We start from the raw sequence: 16,621 nt of genomic DNA, 5'->3' as shown, positions 1-16,621 counted from the left end.
CTAAGAGAAAGACTCGCGCCCCAATTCACTCAATCACTTATTCGCTCATTTAGTCATTAAAATACGCTCATTCCTGATCTTCTCCTGCAACTTCAAAAATCCGTCGATAAGGGCTTCGGGACGGGGGGGGCAGCCGGGCACGTAGACATCGACGGGGATAATGCGGTCAACGCCCTTCACCACGTGGTAACCGTGTTGCCAGTAAGGGCCACCGCAGTTAGCACAGGACCCCATCGAGATCACGTAGCGCGGTTCGGCCATTTGCTCGTAGAGGCGGCGGATGCGGTCGGCCATTTTGTAGGTGACGGTGCCCGAAACAATCATAATATCGGCCTGCCGGGGCGAGGGACGCGGAAAAATGCCGAACCGTTCGAGGTCATAGTTAGCCCCCATCGCCTGCATCATTTCGATGGCGCAGCAAGCCAGCCCGAACGTGAGCGGCCATAACGAGGACGACCGCGACCAGTTCAGTAACTCTTCAGCGGTGAGAAACATCACGCCGTGTTCGGCAGATTTGGTGGTGTCGGGGGTGGGCGTCGGATTCATGAAAACGGAACAGTCAGCGGCCTGCGCCGGTTCGGGGTTGGTGGCTAGAACTGGCGCACTACGGTATAACGGCTAAGGCGGTTGTAATCGATTTGGCGATACCTCGTTCTCCCCGTAATTCGCTCTGTTGCCCGGGGGATAAGACCTTGTATAACGAAACCTAACGTCATACCTGGGGCCATAAGGCCTAATAGAACACCAATAATTGTGTTATCAATCGTTGTGGGCGTGGCTATCAGCCACAGGATTCATCTTCAGCACAGACAATTCAGGCAATTGCCCGGCTCTAAACTGCCTGATCGCAGCCCGATTATTGGCAAAAAAGACAAGGGTCGAATCGGTCATGGCGTAGAAAACACCGCTGATCCTCTCGCCCGACATGGTTTTCACCGTGGCCCGATACAGCTTAACATCGCGCGGATCAGTACCTGATTGTAATTCGACAGTTTGGGCCGAAGCCTGCACAACAGCGAAGAGCAATAACAGGAACAGTAAATTCGGTTTCATACACGTCAAGGGTAAATAACTAAATACCGAATCATTGATTCTTCATTAATCGCGGTTGAGAGTCGTACAAAAATGGCTCTAACCGCAGCCTGATACTACGGTCAATGGTTTCCGGGTCTGACCCCGCAGGCCGTATCACAAACCGCGACGTATTGCCAATCAGGTGCCCGGCTACCATGCCGATCAAAGCACCTGCACCCGTAGCCAGTACAGTATTGACGATTGATAATGATGGGGTGCGAAATTGATTCTTCTGACTACTGACCACTCCGGCAACGCCCGCCAGCAATCCTCCTACAATTGCCCCACTGACTCGGCTCTGTTTTTTACTGGTGCGTTTCACGATTACCCGCCTGATAGCAGCAAAGGCAACCGTGTTCCAGGCACTGCTACGCCGGTTAAACGACATTCGGTCGTTATCCTCAGCTACCGTCAGGGTCGAATCTGTCATGGACTCAATAAACCCATGCAGTCGTTCGCCATCATTCAGTACAACTTTGATTTTGTATAACTCCCGGGAAACAGACTGAGCGAAAAGGGCGGCAGGCCCTAAACTAAACAGCACTACAAGTAGCCATAGGCTAGGGTGTGGTCGGGCGTTTATACCGTTCGTTGACCTGCTCATAAAGAGTGGTCGGCACCTTTGTAGCGACCGTTGGAAGTTGGGGTTGCGGCTTTTCCCAGTCAAGATACCCTTTTGCCCATGCATAGGCCAACCCAAGGGCTAGAATGACGACGAAAACGACGGCTTCGGTGAGGGCAAACCAGCCCCAGAGGCCACCCGTTTCGGCAATGAGCGTGGGCTGACCGAAGACCGTGGCCCACGGAAACAGCAGCACCAGCTCTACGTCGAAAAGCACAAAAACGAGGGCCACAACATAAAAACGAGGATTGAACTGCACCCCCGCATTACCCACCGGCTCCTCGCCCGACTCATACGTTGTCAGCTTCTCTTCAGTAGGCCGGTCGGGCCGGAGCAATTTTCCAAACAGCAAAATGCCCCCGATGAACGCAAATGCGGTCAGGATAAAGAGGAACATGATGCCGAACTGGGAGAGCATTTCTAGGAAATCATTTTTTATAGAAATTATACACCAGCGATACCTGGAAAGCGCGGTTTTGGAGGGTGCTGTTGATCGTTTCGGGGATCTTGGTCAGTCCATAAACGTAGCGGAGGTTCAGGCTGAATTTGTCGAGCATATCCAGAAAGTCGTAGTGAACGCCAACAGCAATACCCGTGTCGCGGTTGGTTTGAGGGCCGTTGGTGGTTTTTACGGCGAAACTAAACTCCGGCCCAGCCTGCAACGTCAGCCCTTCGGTAGGCATGTATCCCAACATAATGGGTATGCTAACGTAGTTGAAGTTATTTTCGGTGGTAATCCGGTTGCTCGACCCAATAGCCAATTGCTGGTAGGTGCCGCCTTTGATCTGATACAGCAGTTCGGGCTGGATCACGAATTTGTAGAAGCGATAGCGGTACAGGAAGCCGAGGTGAAAGTCGAGTTTCCGCTTCACAAACGTGCCTGATACACCATCAATGGGTGCCTCGGTGAGCGATGGACCTATTTTGAACCCGAAGTGCCCGTCGAATACGCGTGCACTGGGGCCGTAGCCGCCGGGAGCAATCTGTCCCTTTTTAAGTTTGGTTGAAGGATCTGGGGCATCGGCTGCCATCGTTTGCGACGACACAGAAACCGGCGTTGCGGTGGCCGACATGGCAGGGGTAGTCGCTGTTGAATCAGCGGGGTTCTGAGCCAACGCTGCCAGGGGCAGGCAAGCACTCAGCAAACAAACAACAAGTGGATGGATACGCATGAAGGGAAGTTGAAACGAAATCGTTAAAAGAGTGTCTTCTGTTGGCTATCGCCGGAATACGCCTGGGTTAGCCAATAGAAGACGCAAGACCCTAAACAGAAGACACTCTTCACTTGACCCTCTTCTAACGCTAAACGTTGGCAGAGTCACCTACAAAGTTGGCGTAAAAAAGGTTAAGAACCGTTTCTAACCCCATATGAATGGCGTGTCCGTTCCAGGACTGGCATTGTCCGTTTTGGGACAATCATACCAGCAAGAACAGCCAACAATGGCCTGCAAAGCCCAATTTGGGCATGTATACTAGCTGGCACTGGATTTGGTCGACTAGATTATGAGCGTTTTTCTTAGCCAACAACGCACGTGTCAACCCATGATCGGAAGCTACCTCAAAACAGCAGCCCGCAACCTGCTGCGAAACAAGCTGTTCTCTGCCATCAACATTGTTGGCTTGGCCATTAGTATGTCTGTCGGCTTACTGCTGATCGCGTTCCTGCTCGACCTTCGCTCCTATGATAAGTTCCACAAGAACGGGGAGCGGATCTACCGCATCACCAGTTCGCTGACCGAAAACCAGGAGCAGCGCGGCAAATTCGCCACCGCATCTATAAAGACTGGCAAGCTGATTCGGCAGAAAATAACCGGCATTGAGAACGTGGCAATACTACGCAACGACTTTGCGCAGGATGCCACCGTTGGCACCACAACGCTGCCTATCAAGGGGTTCTGGGCCGACCCGTCGGTGTTCAATGTCTTCACGTTTCCGATGCTGGAAGGCAATCCTGCAACGGCGCTCAAAGACCCGTACTCGATTGTGCTCACCCAAACAGCCGCCAAAAAGCTGTTCGGTAACCAACCGGCGCTGGGTAAATCCCTCACTATCAACGCGCTCGACTATCAAGTGACCGGTGTAATGAAAGACGTTCCGTTTTTTTCACACATCGACTTTGAAGCCCTGGTATCTCTTGCAACGGCCGAGCAACTCAACAGAACCAACGGCAACTTCGAGAAATGGACAAACATATCGGCAAACTACGTGTACCTCCTGCTGCCAGCACATGCCGATATACCGTCCATTCAATCGCAACTCGATGCCATTGCCAGGGAAGAAAACCTGGCCGAAGCCGACACCAAAATTCAGCTTGGGCTGCTTCCCCTGTCTGACATTGTGGTTGGCGAGAGTCTTCGTCGCTCGGAGGGGAGTGGCTCCGGTGGCCCTCATATGCCCCCGGCAGTGCTCTGGATACTGGCCGGGCTGGCCCTCGTGGTAGTCTTGTCGGCCTGTTTCAATTACACAAACCTATCGATGGCGCGAGCCATGCGCCGTTTTAAGGAAGTAGGCCTTCGCAAAGCCATTGGTGCCGGAAAAAGCCAAATCTGGCAGCAGTTCCTGATGGAAGCCGTCCTGATTTCGCTGGCTGCTCTGCTGCTTTCCTACCTTCTGTTTCTGGCCCTGCGGCCACAACTCTTAAGTCTGGCCCCGGAAATACAGCGCACCGTGAAGCTGGAACTGACGCCCGCTATGGCTATCGTTTTCATTATCTTTTCGGTCATGGTAGGCATTGTGGCCGGTTTCATGCCTGCGTTCTTCTTTTCAAAAGTTAGCGCAATCAGTACACTTCGAAACGCGTCGTCGGCGAAGGGGTTTAAGTACGTCACACTCAGGCGGGCTTTGGTTGTGGTTCAATACACGCTTACCCTGATCTTTATCACGACCACCGCCGTTGGCTATGTGCAGTATAAACATATACTTGCCTTCGACCTGGGGTTTCGCACGGAAAACATCCTGAACATCAATATGCAGGGTAACAAACCCGATGCACTGCTCAAGGAACTGGGCGAGATACCGGAGGTAACAGCCCTGTCGCGGTCGCTGATTATCACCAGCATTGGTAATGCCTGGGGTGGCTACATGACCTACGCCGATTCGCGCGATTCGGCGCTGGTGATGACCAACCACGTCGACGAAAACTATTTGCCGCTGCATGGGTACAAGCTTTTGGCCGGGGGTAATTTCAGCACACGACCCGCCACAGCCAACGCCGTGAGCGAAGTAATTGTGAATCAGCAGGTTTTAAAGCGGTTCAACATCGCAACCAATGATCCTCAGCAGGCAATAGGCCAGCAGATTACGTTTAGCAATTTCCAGCTGCACAGGCGCAAAATGACCATTGTTGGGGTGATGAAAGATTTTCACTACGGCAAGGTCGATAACCTCATCGAGCCGGTAGCTTTCATGCCCTGGACAGCCGAAGACAGGGCCGTTGTCAACGCCAAAATTCAAAGTACCGATATGCTCGCCACTCGGGCCAGGATAGAGGCTGCCTGGAAGAAGATAGACCGTATACACCCCTTCGAGGCCGAATTCTATAACGACGCCATTGAGGCTGCCTATAGCGAATTTTCGGCCATGATCAAGATCATCGGCTTCCTGTCTATCCTGGCTATTTCTATTGCTTCGATGGGCTTATTCGGCATGATGGTCTTTACTACCGAAACCCGGCTGAAGGAAATCAGCATCCGCAAGGTGATGGGAGCAAGTTCGGGCAACCTGGTCTACCTGTTAAGTCGCGGTTTTCTCGTGCTGCTGTCCATATCGGCACTTATTGCGCTCCCCGTGACATACCTGTTATTTGAACGCGTGGTGCTTACCAAATTCCCCTATCACACTCCCGTGCAGGGTGCCGAGTTGTTTGTTGGCCTGCTGACGGTGCTGCTGATTGCCTTCATCATGATCGGGTCGCAGACCATAAAAGCCGCCAGACGCAATCCGGTAGACGTGTTGAAGAGTGAATAAAAACGTACCCCGTCCCAATCCCGACCTGCTTCAGTTAAGACGGGGGTCGACGGGGTAGTTGGAGAGGACCTTGTATTGGCCGCCCATACGCTTGAGAATGCCGCGCCAAAGCTGATCGGCGGGGGTATCGAAGAGAAAATTAGCGTCGGTTTGGGTGATGATCCAGGTTTTTTCGTCTAGTTCGCGGGTCAATTGTCCCGACTCCCAGCCTGAGTAGCCGATGAAAAACCGGGCATCGGCTTCGGTGAGGGTGCCTATGTTGAGTGCCTGCTTTACCTGTTCGAAATTGCCGCTCCAGTAAATGCCTTCGCCCAGCGGAATAGACCCGTCGATAAGGTCGGGGCGGCGGTGAATGTAGTGCAGCGTATCGGGCTGGACGGGGCCACCCACAAACAGCGGAATGTCGGCGTAGATATCGTCGATAACATCGCTGACGTTAAGCGTAGTGCTCTGATTGAGGATCAGTCCGAAGGTACCGTCGTCTTCGGTATGTTCGCAAACCACCACCACACTCCGCTCGAAGTTGGCATCGCCCAGAAAGGGTTCGGCAATCAAGAGGCTATTTCGGGCAATGGTCGACGTTTTCATATAAGTTGTGCGCTGATTCCCACAAGAATACGGTAAACTAGCATTCGTGACGGCATGGATGCAAAAAAATTAGCAACAGGTCAGGCGAGGCCTTTTGTGCTCAGTCTGAGGCAATTGGCTCGTCATTATTGCACTAAAACGCCAACATGTTTGCCAGTCAGCTGATTTAACATAGGGCGCAACAGCAAGACGGCGTTTTGACTTGTCTTGTCCATGATACCGCTTTGCAACGCCGACGCCCGCACCTGCTGCTCGGCCCGGCGGTAGGCATCGCTCACCAGTTGCGCTTCGTTCAGGAACGTGTAATCGGTGTCATATACGCGGGAGCGGTCATGGTTGATTTTCCAGCTACAGAGTTCTGGTTTGGGCAACCGGATGGTCAACGAATCACCCTGGGTAGTCACGTCGGCGGGGGTAAGTTTGGTGAGGTCGATGCAGCCCACGGCTTCGCCTTCCACGATCAGCACAGCGCGGGCGTTGGGCAAAATGGCGTTGACCTGCTCGTGTTCGACGATATCTTTAAACGTGTAGCGCACCAGTTCCAGCTTGCCCAGGGCCGTGATGCGTTCCAGCACCACGCTATGGCTGGTTTGGTCGGGCTGCCGGGTGAAACGACCCATGAACGGAGCCGTGCGGATCTGCTCCCAAAGGGCCAGCAACCCTACAATCAGCAACCCCCACAAGCCAAGACGAACGAGTTTATTCATGGGGTAAAGATAGTGGGCAGTGGCAGCGGTCCGACGTAGCGGGGCAATAGGCAGCGGTCCATTGACCCCAGCGGGGTCTGGTCTTTGTAGAGAAGTCCCCGCCCCCGTGCATGTCGACCCCAGCGGGGTCGCATCTTTGTTATTGTCAGCTTAAGTCTCTCTGTATAAGTTAAGTACAGCAACAACTGTTTCAGGGTACGTTCGCAATACTCTAACAAAGATGCGACCCCGCTGGGGTCGACATGCACGGGGGCGGGGACTTCTCTACAAAGACCAGACCCCGCTGGGGTCAACGGCTAATGGCTACTTCCTTAACGCTTCCCACAGCACTTCGGCGGGGTGCAGGGCTACGCGGCCGGTGCCGTCTTTGATCTGATGGCGGCACGAGGTACCCGGCGCGGCCAGAATGGCATCAGTAGCGGCGGCGCGCACGGCAGGGAAAAGGACCAGTTCGCCAATCTGCATGGAGAGGTTGTAATGCTCTTTTTCGTAACCAAACGACCCCGCCATGCCGCAACAGCCCGACGGGATCACCTTGACGGTGTAATTTATGGGCAGACCCAGCGCCTGCGTGACCGGAGCCATGGTCGACAGGGCTTTCTGGTGACAGTGACCATGCACGAAAACCGTGCGTGTCTCGGCCGTAAATGCCTCATTGGTTATGCGTCCGGCTTCAATTTCTCGGGCTATCCACTCCTCAAACAGGTATGTATGCTCGGCAATGCGGCGGGCGTCAGCTTTCAGGTCGTCGGGTACCAGATCGGGGTACTCGTCGCGGAAACCCAGAATGGCTGAGGGTTCGATACCCAGCAGCGGTGTTTGTGCCGAAATCAGGCCACGGAGCGCTGTTACGTTCCTGATGGCAATCTTTTTGGCATCGTCGACCAGCCCTTTTGAGAGGTACGCCCGGCCACTTTCGGCATGATCGGGCAGCGTTACGGCATAGCCCAGCCGCTGCATGAGGTCAATGGCTTTCTCAGCTATATGCCCATCGTTGTAGCGGGTGAACTCATCGAGGAAAAGTAAAAGACCCCCCTTCGGGACGGTCTCCTGCGGGTGGGGGGCCGTAAACTCCCTTAGATGTGGCATGGTCCGGTCGGGGTGAAAACCAACGATGCGATTAGCCAAACGACGTAGGAAGGGTGTGTCGTAGATGGCGTTGTAAGCCCAGGGTACGTAGCTGGCCACGCGCATCAACGTCGAAAAGTTGCCGATTAACGTCGACCGGATAGACACGCCATGGTCATTATGCATAGTGTTCATAAACTCGGCCTTCATCCGGGTCATGTCTACGCTGCTGGGGCACTCCGACTTGCACGCTTTGCAGGAAAGACACAGATCGAGCACATCTTTAACAGTCTCATAGTCAGCATCGGTTGCCTTCGTTGACGATGTGTAGAAATGCCGTAGCAGGTTGGCCCGGGCCCGGGTGGTGTCATGTTCACGGCGGGTGGCCATGAAGCTGGGGCACATCGTTCCGCCCGATAGTTCGGTCTTGCGACAGTCGCCGGAGCCAGAGCATTTTTCGGCGGCTTCCAGCAGTCCGCCATCGCGTGAGAAGTCGAACACGGTGCTGGGCTGGGGCGTGACAATGTCGGCTTCGTAGCGCAGGAACTCGTTCATGGGTGGCGCGTTGACCACTTTTCCGGGATTGAATATGCCCTGTGGGTCCCAGAGGGCTTTCACGTCCTGACACAACTGGTAGTTTTCTGGACCAAGCATGTAGCTGATAAATTCACCCCGCAGCCGCCCGTCGCCGTGCTCACCGGAGAGCGAACCACCGTATTTTTTCACCAGCTTGGCGGTGTCGGCCAGCAACGCCCGGAACGTTTCGCGCCCCGGCGTGGATTTGAGGTCGATCAGGGGCAGCACGTGCAGTTCGCCCGCTCCCGCGTGGGCCGAAAATTCGAGGTCGAGGCCGTGATTGGCCTTGGCCATTGCCGTTAGCTCGTCGATGTAGTTGGGCAGGTCGGCGGGGGCCACGGCGCAGTCTTCAATCACGTTGGCGGGCTTTTCGGCACCGGGAATGTTGTACATGATGCTCAGCCCAGCCTTGCGCAACGCCCACGGCTTTTTGGTGTCGTCGTCATAGAGGATCGGATAAGCCCAACCCAGCCCGGCGGCCTGCAACGCGGCCACAAACGCCTCGGCTTTGGCCTGAACCCCTGCCAGTTCATCGTCGAAGAACTCCACCATCAGCACCGCTTTCGGATCGCCTGCGACGGGGTGCGTCTGCACGAACGTCCTGTTTTTGGCCTGCTCAATATTGGTCTTGGTAAGCTGCAAAATATAATCGTCTACCAGTTCCGAAGCCCAGCAACCGTGCTCCAGGGCCACCAGATTAGCCTCCAGAGACTGCCGCAACGTGCTGAAATGAGCACAAACCAGCGCCACCTGCGCGGGCGGCAAGGGTAGCAGATTCAGCTTGGCTTCGGTAATGAAACAGAGTGTACCCTCTGAACCGGCGATGAGGGGGGCGAAGGAAAATGACCCCGGCCACCCCACCCCTAGCCCCTCCCCTGAAAGGCAGGGGAGGGGAACGTCCTCGGAATACGCTAAAGCGGTTCCCCTCCCTTGCCTTTCAGGGGAGGGGCTAGGGGTGGGGTCCTCCTTTATCATCGCATCGAGCGCATAGCCCGTGTTGCGCCTTGACACATTGGGATTCGGGTAACCCTCGCGGATTTGCTGACAGATTTTCGGGTCAGAAAGCCAGGCACTAAACTGCTGATAGATAGCCTGTTCCAGCGGACTAACCACATTTTCGCCCCGGCATTTGGCCTGAAAATCGGCTTCGGTCAATGAACCAAACGTTACTTCGGCACCGTCAGAAAGTACGGCGCGGACTTCGAGGAGGTGATCGCGGGTGGTGCCCCAGACGATGGAGTGGAGGCCGCACGAATTATTGCCGATCATGCCGCCGATCATGGCCCGGCTAGCGGTGCTGGTTTCGGGGCCGAACATGAGGCCGTAAGGCTTCAAGGCCACGTTCATATCGTCGCGGATGACACCCGGCTGCACCCGCACCCAACGGGCTTCGGCGTTAATCTCCAGAATCTTATTGAAGTGCGTACCGATGTCGGCCACCAGTCCGCTGCCTACCACCTGCCCCGCCAGCGAGGTGCCCGCCGCACGGGGAATCAGCCCGACCGACGAGCCGGCAATGTTGTTGGTTTTGGCAAACCGCACCAGCCGTTTGATGTCGGCGACGGTGCGCGGAATGGCTACGGCGAGGGGAAGCTCCTGATACACCGACGCATCGGTAGCGTAGGCGAGGCGGATGGCCTTGTGTTCGGTGGAATCGTTGTAATACAGATCGCCCTCAAATGATTTGTGAAGGGCAGCAAACGGCAGCTTCGGCGTGATCTTAACCATACTATGTCTAACGGAGCGATTTGCTCCGTTCGTTCCGATAAGACGGAGCAAATCGCTCCGTTAGACATCCGCTAAACACTACTGTCGCTGATACGACAGTAGTATTGACTTTACTTTCCCCTTGTTCGGAGTCCCTGCCTGTGCGGCGGCATCCATCACCCACATCATCGTGTTGCCCGACATCGTCACCGTGTAGGTAACCACCGGGAGTTTGGTTGTAGGATCAGGAATGATGGTCAGTTGGTTGCCCTTCAGCTTATAGCGGGCATCGCCCATGAACTGTTTGGCCATGTCGCCCAGCCGTTTCTGGCAATCAGCGGGAACGGTGGTGCGCTGTATGCCAGAAGCCAGAAAGGAGTACGTGATGTTGCCAGTACAGGGCATCATTTTCTCGGTCATCGCCAGCATGTCCATCATCGACCCGTCCTTGTTGGTCACAATAGCACCCACTCGTTTCCAGGTCCCCACTACAGATTGGGCCATAGTGGGTAGCATAACAAGCAGAAAGACAGCAAGCAGCAGGGTTTTCATGACCACAACTGATCTGGGTACGTGCCGTTGTCGTGCAGGCGCTGGAACGATTTTTTCACCGTCGGCTTGTCTTCCGGGTAGGTTACACCAAACCATTCTGAGTGGCTGCGAAATACGCGGCAGGCCCCCTCGTTGGTTTGGATCAACTGCGTCACGATGGTGGGGATGTAGAACTCCGCTTTGGGGTTATCTACGTTAGCGCGGGCATAAACCTCAAACTGCTGTTGAGTGTGTTCGAATACACCCGTTTTGAAGCCCCAGAAGTTCATGGAAACGGGCGTGTCAGGGGCCAGGGGCGTGAGTCCGTCGGCTTCTTCATACACGATTATGCCCTCCTGGCCTTCCGTATCAACAGGTTTGCGGTAAATCTTCGTCCGCTCAATCACCGACGTCAGGTTGTCGTGGTCATCAGTAGCGCACACCCCGCGCGACACCGAGCCAAAGTCCGAGAGAGTGTTTTTTACCTGGTAACCCACCATGGCGTGGAGGGTGTCGTTGGTGTCATGCTGAAGAAAATCGCCCATGACCTGAAACGCTTCGGCCCCGTAAAAATCGTCGGCGTTGATGACCGCAAACGGCGTCTGGGTGTGGTCTTTGGCGCAAAGCATGGCATGGCCGGTACCCCAGGGTTTGGTGCGCTGCACGGTGCCTAGTTCTTTGGGTACGTAGGAGAACAGGGCCTGAATGGCGAAGTCAACCTCAATTTTTCCGGCCAGTTTAGGCAGAAAAATAGCTTCAAAGTCAGCGCGGAGTTCCTGCCGGATAATGAACACAACCTTGCCAAAACCGGCCCGAATGGCGTCATAGAGGGAATAGTCGATGATGGTTTCGCCGTGGGGACCAAACTGATCGAGTTGCTTGATTCCTCCGTAACGGCTGCCCATGCCCGCGGCAAGGATTAAAAGGGTTGGCTTCATATAATGCGTGAAAGAACGAATGGGTGATTGAGTGAATACGTCGCTTTGCACGGCGTAAAGGTACTGCCGGGGTTCATGTCTAACGGAGCGATTTGCTCCGTTTTTTGTCTGAATGAATGGCGCTGTCTTGCTTACGCCAACGAGCAGCACAACTTGCTCTGCCAGACACAGACCCCGTTCAATAATAAATTATCTCAACAGAATGCTATTTCAAGCAGTTGTTATTATAATTGTACGCTAAACAATAGTTGTTAAGCTAATTATACTTCATCGACAAAAGGACAACGGCCGTGTTAGCCCTCACCAAGACTAACATGGCGCGTTGTTCGCTCAACTATGGAAGCTCTGCTCGAACCCGTTGTAGCGCAGCATACCGTTAACGCCGGTCAGCCTGCCCCCGATTTTCTTCCCCTCAACGGCACCGACTACGTTGAACTGTATGTGGGTAATGCCCGGCAGGCAGCACACTATTTCCAGACTGCGTTTGGTTTCCAGCCCCTCGCCCATGCAGGCCTCTCAACGGGTCTTCGCGACCGCGAATCGTACGTGCTGGAGCAGGGCAAAATCCGACTGGTACTTACCTCACCCCTCCACGCCGACAGCGAAATAGGCCGCCACATCGACCAACACGGCGATGGTGTTCGGGTAGTGGCGTTTTGGGTCGATGATGCCACGTCGGCGTTCAACGAAACCACCAAACGCGGGGCCAAACCCTTCCTGGAACCCACTCGCGACGACGATGCCCACGGCTACGTAGTGCGGTCGGGCATCCATACCTACGGCGACACTATTCACCTGTTTGTGGAGCGCACCGACTACGCAGGCGTGTTTTTACCCGGCTACGAAGCCTGGCAACCGGCCTACCAACCGGCCTCGGCGGGCTTGCTTTATGTAGACCATATGGTGGGCAACGTGGGCTGGAACGAGATGAACGAATGGGTTAGCTTCTACGCCAACGTCATGGGGTTCAGTCAGTTAGTGTCATTCGACGATAAAGATATTTCGACGGATTATACGGCTCTGATGAGCAAGGTGATGAGCAACGGCAACGGTCGCGTGAAATTTCCGATCAACGAACCCGCCGAAGGCAAGAAGAAATCGCAGATTGAAGAGTACATCGACTTCTACGGCGGCGCGGGCATTCAGCACATGGCCGTGGCGACAGATAACATTGTAGAGACCGTCATTGCCCTCCGCGACCGGGGCGTGGAATTCCTGCGCGTGCCCGATGCGTATTACGACGACCTGAAAGATCGCGTGGGCGAAATCGACGAGGAAATCGAGAACCTCCGTCCGCTGGGCATCCTGGTTGACCGCGACGAGGAAGGGTACCTGCTTCAGATTTTCACCAAACCCATCTGTCCCCGCCCCACGCTGTTTTTCGAGATTATTCAGCGAAAAGGGGCCCGTTCGTTCGGGAAAGGCAATTTCAAAGCCCTCTTCGAAGCCATCGAACGCGAACAGGAAGTTAGGGGAACACTGTAATGATTTCGGATTGGGGATTTGGGATTTCGGATTGATGCTTACGCCTGAGCACGTTTACTCAGGCGTAAGCATCAATCCGAAATCCCAAATCCCCAATCCAAAATCCAATGTCTTATGACTCAAAACTATGCCCTCTACACCCCCGATGAGCAGGCCGTTTGGCGGTTGCTGTTCGAGCGGCAAATGAGCCGGCTGCCGGGGCGGGCCTCGCAGGCGTATATGGACGGGATTGTGGCCACGGGCTTCCCCAACGCTGCCATCCCCGACTTCGAGAAAGACCTGAACCCGCGCCTGTTGCCGCTCACGGGCTGGCGCGTGGTGGCCGTACCGGGCCTGATTGGCAACCGAGAATTTTTCGAACTCATGGCCGACCGGCAATTTCCTGCCACCACCTGGGTCCGTAGCCGCGACCAGCTCGATTACCTGCCCGAACCCGACATGTTTCACGACACGTTCGGGCACGTGCCGGTGCTGACTAACCAGTCTTTTTGCGATTTTCTGGCCGCGCTGAGCCGCATGGCGCTCAACCATGTTGACCACGAAGAAGCCATCGAGATGATTGCCCGGTTGTATTGGTATACCGTAGAATTTGGTCTGATTCGCGAAAAAGGGCCGTCTGGACGCTCAGAACTGCGTATTTATGGCGGGGGCATCCTCTCCTCGCCCGGCGAGACGATCTATGCTCTGGAAAGCGATATTCCCCGCCGCACCAACTATGACGTAGCCACGCTGCTCCAAACGCCTTACGTTATCGACCGTTTTCAGGAGCAGTATTTCGTCATCGACTCCTACGAACAACTCTACGAATCGGTTCCCGAAATTGAGCAGCAGTTAGAGCGCTTGTTATCTGTTGCCTAGCTGTAGTGCGGGCTTCAGCCGGGAGTCGGGAGCTGCACGGCGTACCGACCCGGCCTGCGCTATACCCCTACCATTGCAAATCGGGCAGCGTGTTCAGTAACTTGCACCAGGAACGGCACCACAGCATCCTGTTCACTGCCCTTTACTGCACACTGTAATGACCCACCCGTCCGACGAGCGCGCGTACTTTTTCAAGATCGACACTGCCATTAAGCGCATCCGGTACGCGCTGCAGAAACGCTTCAACGAAGCGGGTTCCGATCTCACCGTCGATCAGTGGGTGCTCATCGACCACCTCCACCGCAACCCCGGTATCAGCCAGAATCAGTTGGGCGAACTCACTACCAAAGACGCCCCCACCGTAACGCGGATCATTGACATTTTGACCAAAAAAGGCCTCGCCGAACGCCGCCTCGCCGACGATGACCGCCGTAAGTTCCTTATCTTCCTCACCCCCGACGGCGAGTTGATTTACGCCCAACTCCTGCCCATGGTAGTTGACATCAGGCGGCAGGGCTGGGGCGAACTCAGCGACGAAGATTACCAGCACTTCACCCGCATCATGGATTCTATCTACCAGAATTTCAGTGCGTAACATTCATGAAAACTGTACCTGCCAATAGCCTTCCTCAACTCGAGTTTTATCGGTATCTGATTGGCACTGTTGGGCCGCGGCCTATTGCCTTCGCGTCGACTATCAGCATCGAAGGGCATGTGAACCTTAGCCCGTTTAGCTTTTTCAACGTCATCGGCTCTAACCCGCCCATGCTGCTGTTTTCACCCAACCTGAACCGGCATGGGCATAAAAAGCATACCCTGCTCAATATTGAAGAAGTACCGGAAGTGGTAATCAACATCGTCAATCACCAGATGGTCGAGCAGATGTCGCTGGCCAGCGCCGAGTTCGACAGGCACGTGAACGAGTTTCAGAAAGCAGGTTTTACCGAAGTGAAATCCGATCAGGTACGTCCCCCGCGCGTGGCCGAGTCGCCGGCGGCGTTTGAGTGCGTGGTGCGGCAGATTATTCCCACCGGCACTCACCCCGGCGCGGGTACTGTGGTGCTGGCCGAAGTGCTCGTGGGCCATTTCGACGAGGCTATTTTTGGTGAAAATGGGTTGGTCGACCCCCGCAAGATAGACCTCGTAGGCCGCCTGGGGGCCGATTGGTACGTGCGGGCTAATGGTGACGCGCTGTTTGAGGTGGGCCGCCCGCGGATGGGTATCGGCTATGACGCCCTGCCTGCTGACCTACGTCAGAGCAAGATTCTGACAGGCAATGATTTAGGTAAACTAGGCAGTGTACAAACCCTGCCTACCCGAGAAGAAATACAGGCCTTCGCCCAGAGCGATACCCTTCGCAACCTGCGTGTGGAAGCCCGCAATGGTTGCCAATACCTACCCGACGTACTACACCACGAAGCACACAAACTATTGATTAGCAACCATATATATGAAGCTTGGTTGATATTACTACAGCCGTCTAATTGATTTGTCCGTCAAACAAGTAGAGTAGGCACGACGTTTGTAGTAAATTACTCAGATGTTGTAAAATCGTGAACAAATCAGCTAACCAGTTCGGTGTAGTCGGCATAACAACTATTACGTTGGTATTGCTGGCCATTTGCATTCTGACGCTCGTGTCGGCGGGATGCTCAAAAGACAGTACCGACAAGGCCGAAGAGGCCAACAAAGCCCGGATTGAAGGACAGGCGTCGGCTATCAGCAATGAGGCCAAAGACGATGCCGTGAAAATGGCCGACAAGATGGTTAGCCTGGCCAGTATGAACATGACCGTGCGTCAGCTTAGCGAAGAAGCTACTCGCCGGGCCGTTAATCCATCAGTGAAAGATTACGCACAGCGGGTGCTTCGGGAGGGCGACACACATGACCGCGAGCTTACCAATCTGGCTAAGACGCTCAAAATTGATCTCCCCGCCAGCCTTTCCAACGAGGGACAGGACCGGGTGACAGAACTGAAAAAAGAGAAGCCCGGCACCGCCTTCGATCTGAAGTATCTGGACGAGCTAAACAAGGTGGTGAAGAAAGCCGCCAACACGGCCGACGACCTTAAAGACGACGCAACCAACGATGCCGTGAAAAAGTATGCCGCCGCCGTGAACGCAGCCTACGAAAAACGCACCGACGAGACAAAAGACCTGAAAAACGTGTTGAACTAGTATCAGTCTTTACCCAGTTGAAAATGCCCTGCAGACACCGGCAGGGCATTTTTTATCGTCTCCTTACTCATGAAAATGCGCAAAAAGTCGGAGTTACCGACTAAAGTATGCCCCGTTTGTCACCGCCCCTTTGCCTGGCGCAAAAAGTGGGAACGCGACTGGGACAACGTCATCTACTGCAGCGACCGTTGCCGCGCCGAAGGGAAGAAATAAGAAAAAGGCTTTGAGCGCTGAAAATTCGCTGGTCCTGCCCAAAATCCTATTGCACTTCCTGGCGCTCGATTAAACCCCAAAGCCGGTAGACTGTCCTATATTTGCGGGTCA

At 54.6% G+C, this 16,621-nt stretch carries 17 protein-coding genes; 7 read left to right on the top strand and 10 right to left on the bottom strand.

Annotated elements, in window-relative coordinates; all coding sequences use genetic code 11:
* Positions 1-45 precede the first annotated feature (45 nt).
* From J2I47_RS11410 to J2I47_RS11390, 5 genes are all read right to left on the bottom strand, one after another.
* Positions 46-546 carry an NADH-quinone oxidoreductase subunit B gene (locus J2I47_RS11410; RefSeq protein WP_207364713.1) on the bottom strand — a complete coding sequence of 167 codons (501 nt, stop codon included), beginning with the start codon at positions 544-546 and terminating at the stop codon, positions 46-48.
* Positions 547-759: 213 nt separating this feature from the next.
* On the bottom strand, positions 760-1,053 hold the full coding sequence (locus tag J2I47_RS11405) for a hypothetical protein (RefSeq protein ID WP_207364712.1): 294 nt from the start codon (positions 1,051-1,053) through the stop codon (positions 760-762).
* 31 nt (positions 1,054-1,084) lie between these two features.
* A complete protein-coding gene (locus J2I47_RS11400) occupies positions 1,085-1,504 on the bottom strand; it encodes a glycine zipper 2TM domain-containing protein (protein ID WP_207364711.1) in 420 nt (139 codons plus the stop codon).
* A gap of 130 nt (positions 1,505-1,634) precedes the next feature.
* Entirely contained in the window at positions 1,635-2,114 is a 480-nt protein-coding gene (locus J2I47_RS11395; protein ID WP_207364710.1) for an NADH-quinone oxidoreductase subunit A, read from the bottom strand.
* A gap of 10 nt (positions 2,115-2,124) precedes the next feature.
* The gene (locus tag J2I47_RS11390) at positions 2,125-2,868 is read right to left on the bottom strand and encodes a porin family protein (protein ID WP_207364709.1); all 744 of its coding nucleotides are present in this window, start codon (positions 2,866-2,868) and stop codon (positions 2,125-2,127) included.
* Positions 2,869-3,238: 370 nt separating this feature from the next.
* Here J2I47_RS11390 and J2I47_RS11385 point away from each other — a divergent pair, with 370 nt between their 5' ends.
* Positions 3,239-5,662 carry an ABC transporter permease gene (locus tag J2I47_RS11385; protein WP_207364708.1) on the top strand — a complete coding sequence of 808 codons (2,424 nt, stop codon included), beginning with the start codon at positions 3,239-3,241 and terminating at the stop codon, positions 5,660-5,662.
* Between the two features lie 30 nt (positions 5,663-5,692).
* On the opposite strand, the gene J2I47_RS11380 is transcribed toward J2I47_RS11385, so the two are convergent.
* From J2I47_RS11380 to J2I47_RS11360, 5 genes are all read right to left on the bottom strand, one after another.
* Positions 5,693-6,250, bottom strand: a complete 558-nt coding sequence (locus J2I47_RS11380) for a YqgE/AlgH family protein (RefSeq protein ID WP_207364707.1) — start codon at positions 6,248-6,250, stop codon at positions 5,693-5,695.
* Positions 6,251-6,375: 125 nt separating this feature from the next.
* Entirely contained in the window at positions 6,376-6,957 is a 582-nt protein-coding gene (locus J2I47_RS11375) for a DUF4230 domain-containing protein (RefSeq protein WP_207364706.1), read from the bottom strand.
* A 303-nt stretch (positions 6,958-7,260) separates the two neighbouring features.
* Positions 7,261-10,329 (bottom strand): FAD-binding and (Fe-S)-binding domain-containing protein, encoded by a 3,069-nt coding sequence (locus J2I47_RS11370; RefSeq protein ID WP_207364705.1) that lies wholly within the window; start codon positions 10,327-10,329, stop codon positions 7,261-7,263.
* A gap of 78 nt (positions 10,330-10,407) precedes the next feature.
* Complete coding sequence (locus tag J2I47_RS11365; protein WP_207364704.1) at positions 10,408-10,860, bottom strand: lipocalin-like domain-containing protein; 453 nt, start codon at positions 10,858-10,860, stop codon at positions 10,408-10,410.
* Entirely contained in the window at positions 10,857-11,777 is a 921-nt protein-coding gene (locus J2I47_RS11360; RefSeq protein ID WP_207364703.1) for a nucleotidyltransferase family protein, read from the bottom strand. The genes J2I47_RS11365 and J2I47_RS11360 overlap by 4 nt, the downstream gene beginning before the upstream one ends.
* A 336-nt stretch (positions 11,778-12,113) precedes the next feature.
* On the opposite strand from J2I47_RS11360, the gene hppD reads away from it, so the two are divergent.
* From hppD to J2I47_RS11330, 6 genes are all read left to right on the top strand, one after another.
* The gene (gene hppD, locus J2I47_RS11355) at positions 12,114-13,262 is read left to right on the top strand and encodes a 4-hydroxyphenylpyruvate dioxygenase (protein WP_229374528.1); all 1,149 of its coding nucleotides are present in this window, start codon (positions 12,114-12,116) and stop codon (positions 13,260-13,262) included.
* A 102-nt stretch (positions 13,263-13,364) separates the two neighbouring features.
* Positions 13,365-14,120 (top strand): phenylalanine 4-monooxygenase, encoded by a 756-nt coding sequence (gene phhA / locus J2I47_RS11350; RefSeq protein WP_310587664.1) that lies wholly within the window; start codon positions 13,365-13,367, stop codon positions 14,118-14,120.
* A gap of 157 nt (positions 14,121-14,277) precedes the next feature.
* Positions 14,278-14,715: a MarR family winged helix-turn-helix transcriptional regulator gene (locus J2I47_RS11345; RefSeq protein WP_207364701.1), complete on the top strand. Its 438-nt coding sequence runs from the start codon at positions 14,278-14,280 to the stop codon at positions 14,713-14,715.
* Positions 14,716-14,720: 5 nt separating this feature from the next.
* Positions 14,721-15,608 (top strand): flavin reductase family protein, encoded by an 888-nt coding sequence (locus tag J2I47_RS11340; RefSeq protein WP_207364700.1) that lies wholly within the window; start codon positions 14,721-14,723, stop codon positions 15,606-15,608.
* A 65-nt stretch (positions 15,609-15,673) separates the two neighbouring features.
* On the top strand, positions 15,674-16,297 hold the full coding sequence (locus tag J2I47_RS26555; RefSeq protein ID WP_207364699.1) for a DUF4142 domain-containing protein: 624 nt from the start codon (positions 15,674-15,676) through the stop codon (positions 16,295-16,297).
* A 69-nt stretch (positions 16,298-16,366) separates the two neighbouring features.
* Positions 16,367-16,510 carry a DUF2256 domain-containing protein gene (locus J2I47_RS11330; RefSeq protein ID WP_207364698.1) on the top strand — a complete coding sequence of 48 codons (144 nt, stop codon included), beginning with the start codon at positions 16,367-16,369 and terminating at the stop codon, positions 16,508-16,510.
* Positions 16,511-16,621: the final 111 nt, after the last annotated feature.

Source organism: Fibrella rubiginis (assembly GCF_017353185.1).
GTDB lineage: Bacteria > Bacteroidota > Bacteroidia > Cytophagales > Spirosomataceae > Fibrella > Fibrella rubiginis.
Note: the sequence above shows the minus strand (reverse complement) of the source record. Positions and strands in the feature narration are given on the sequence as shown.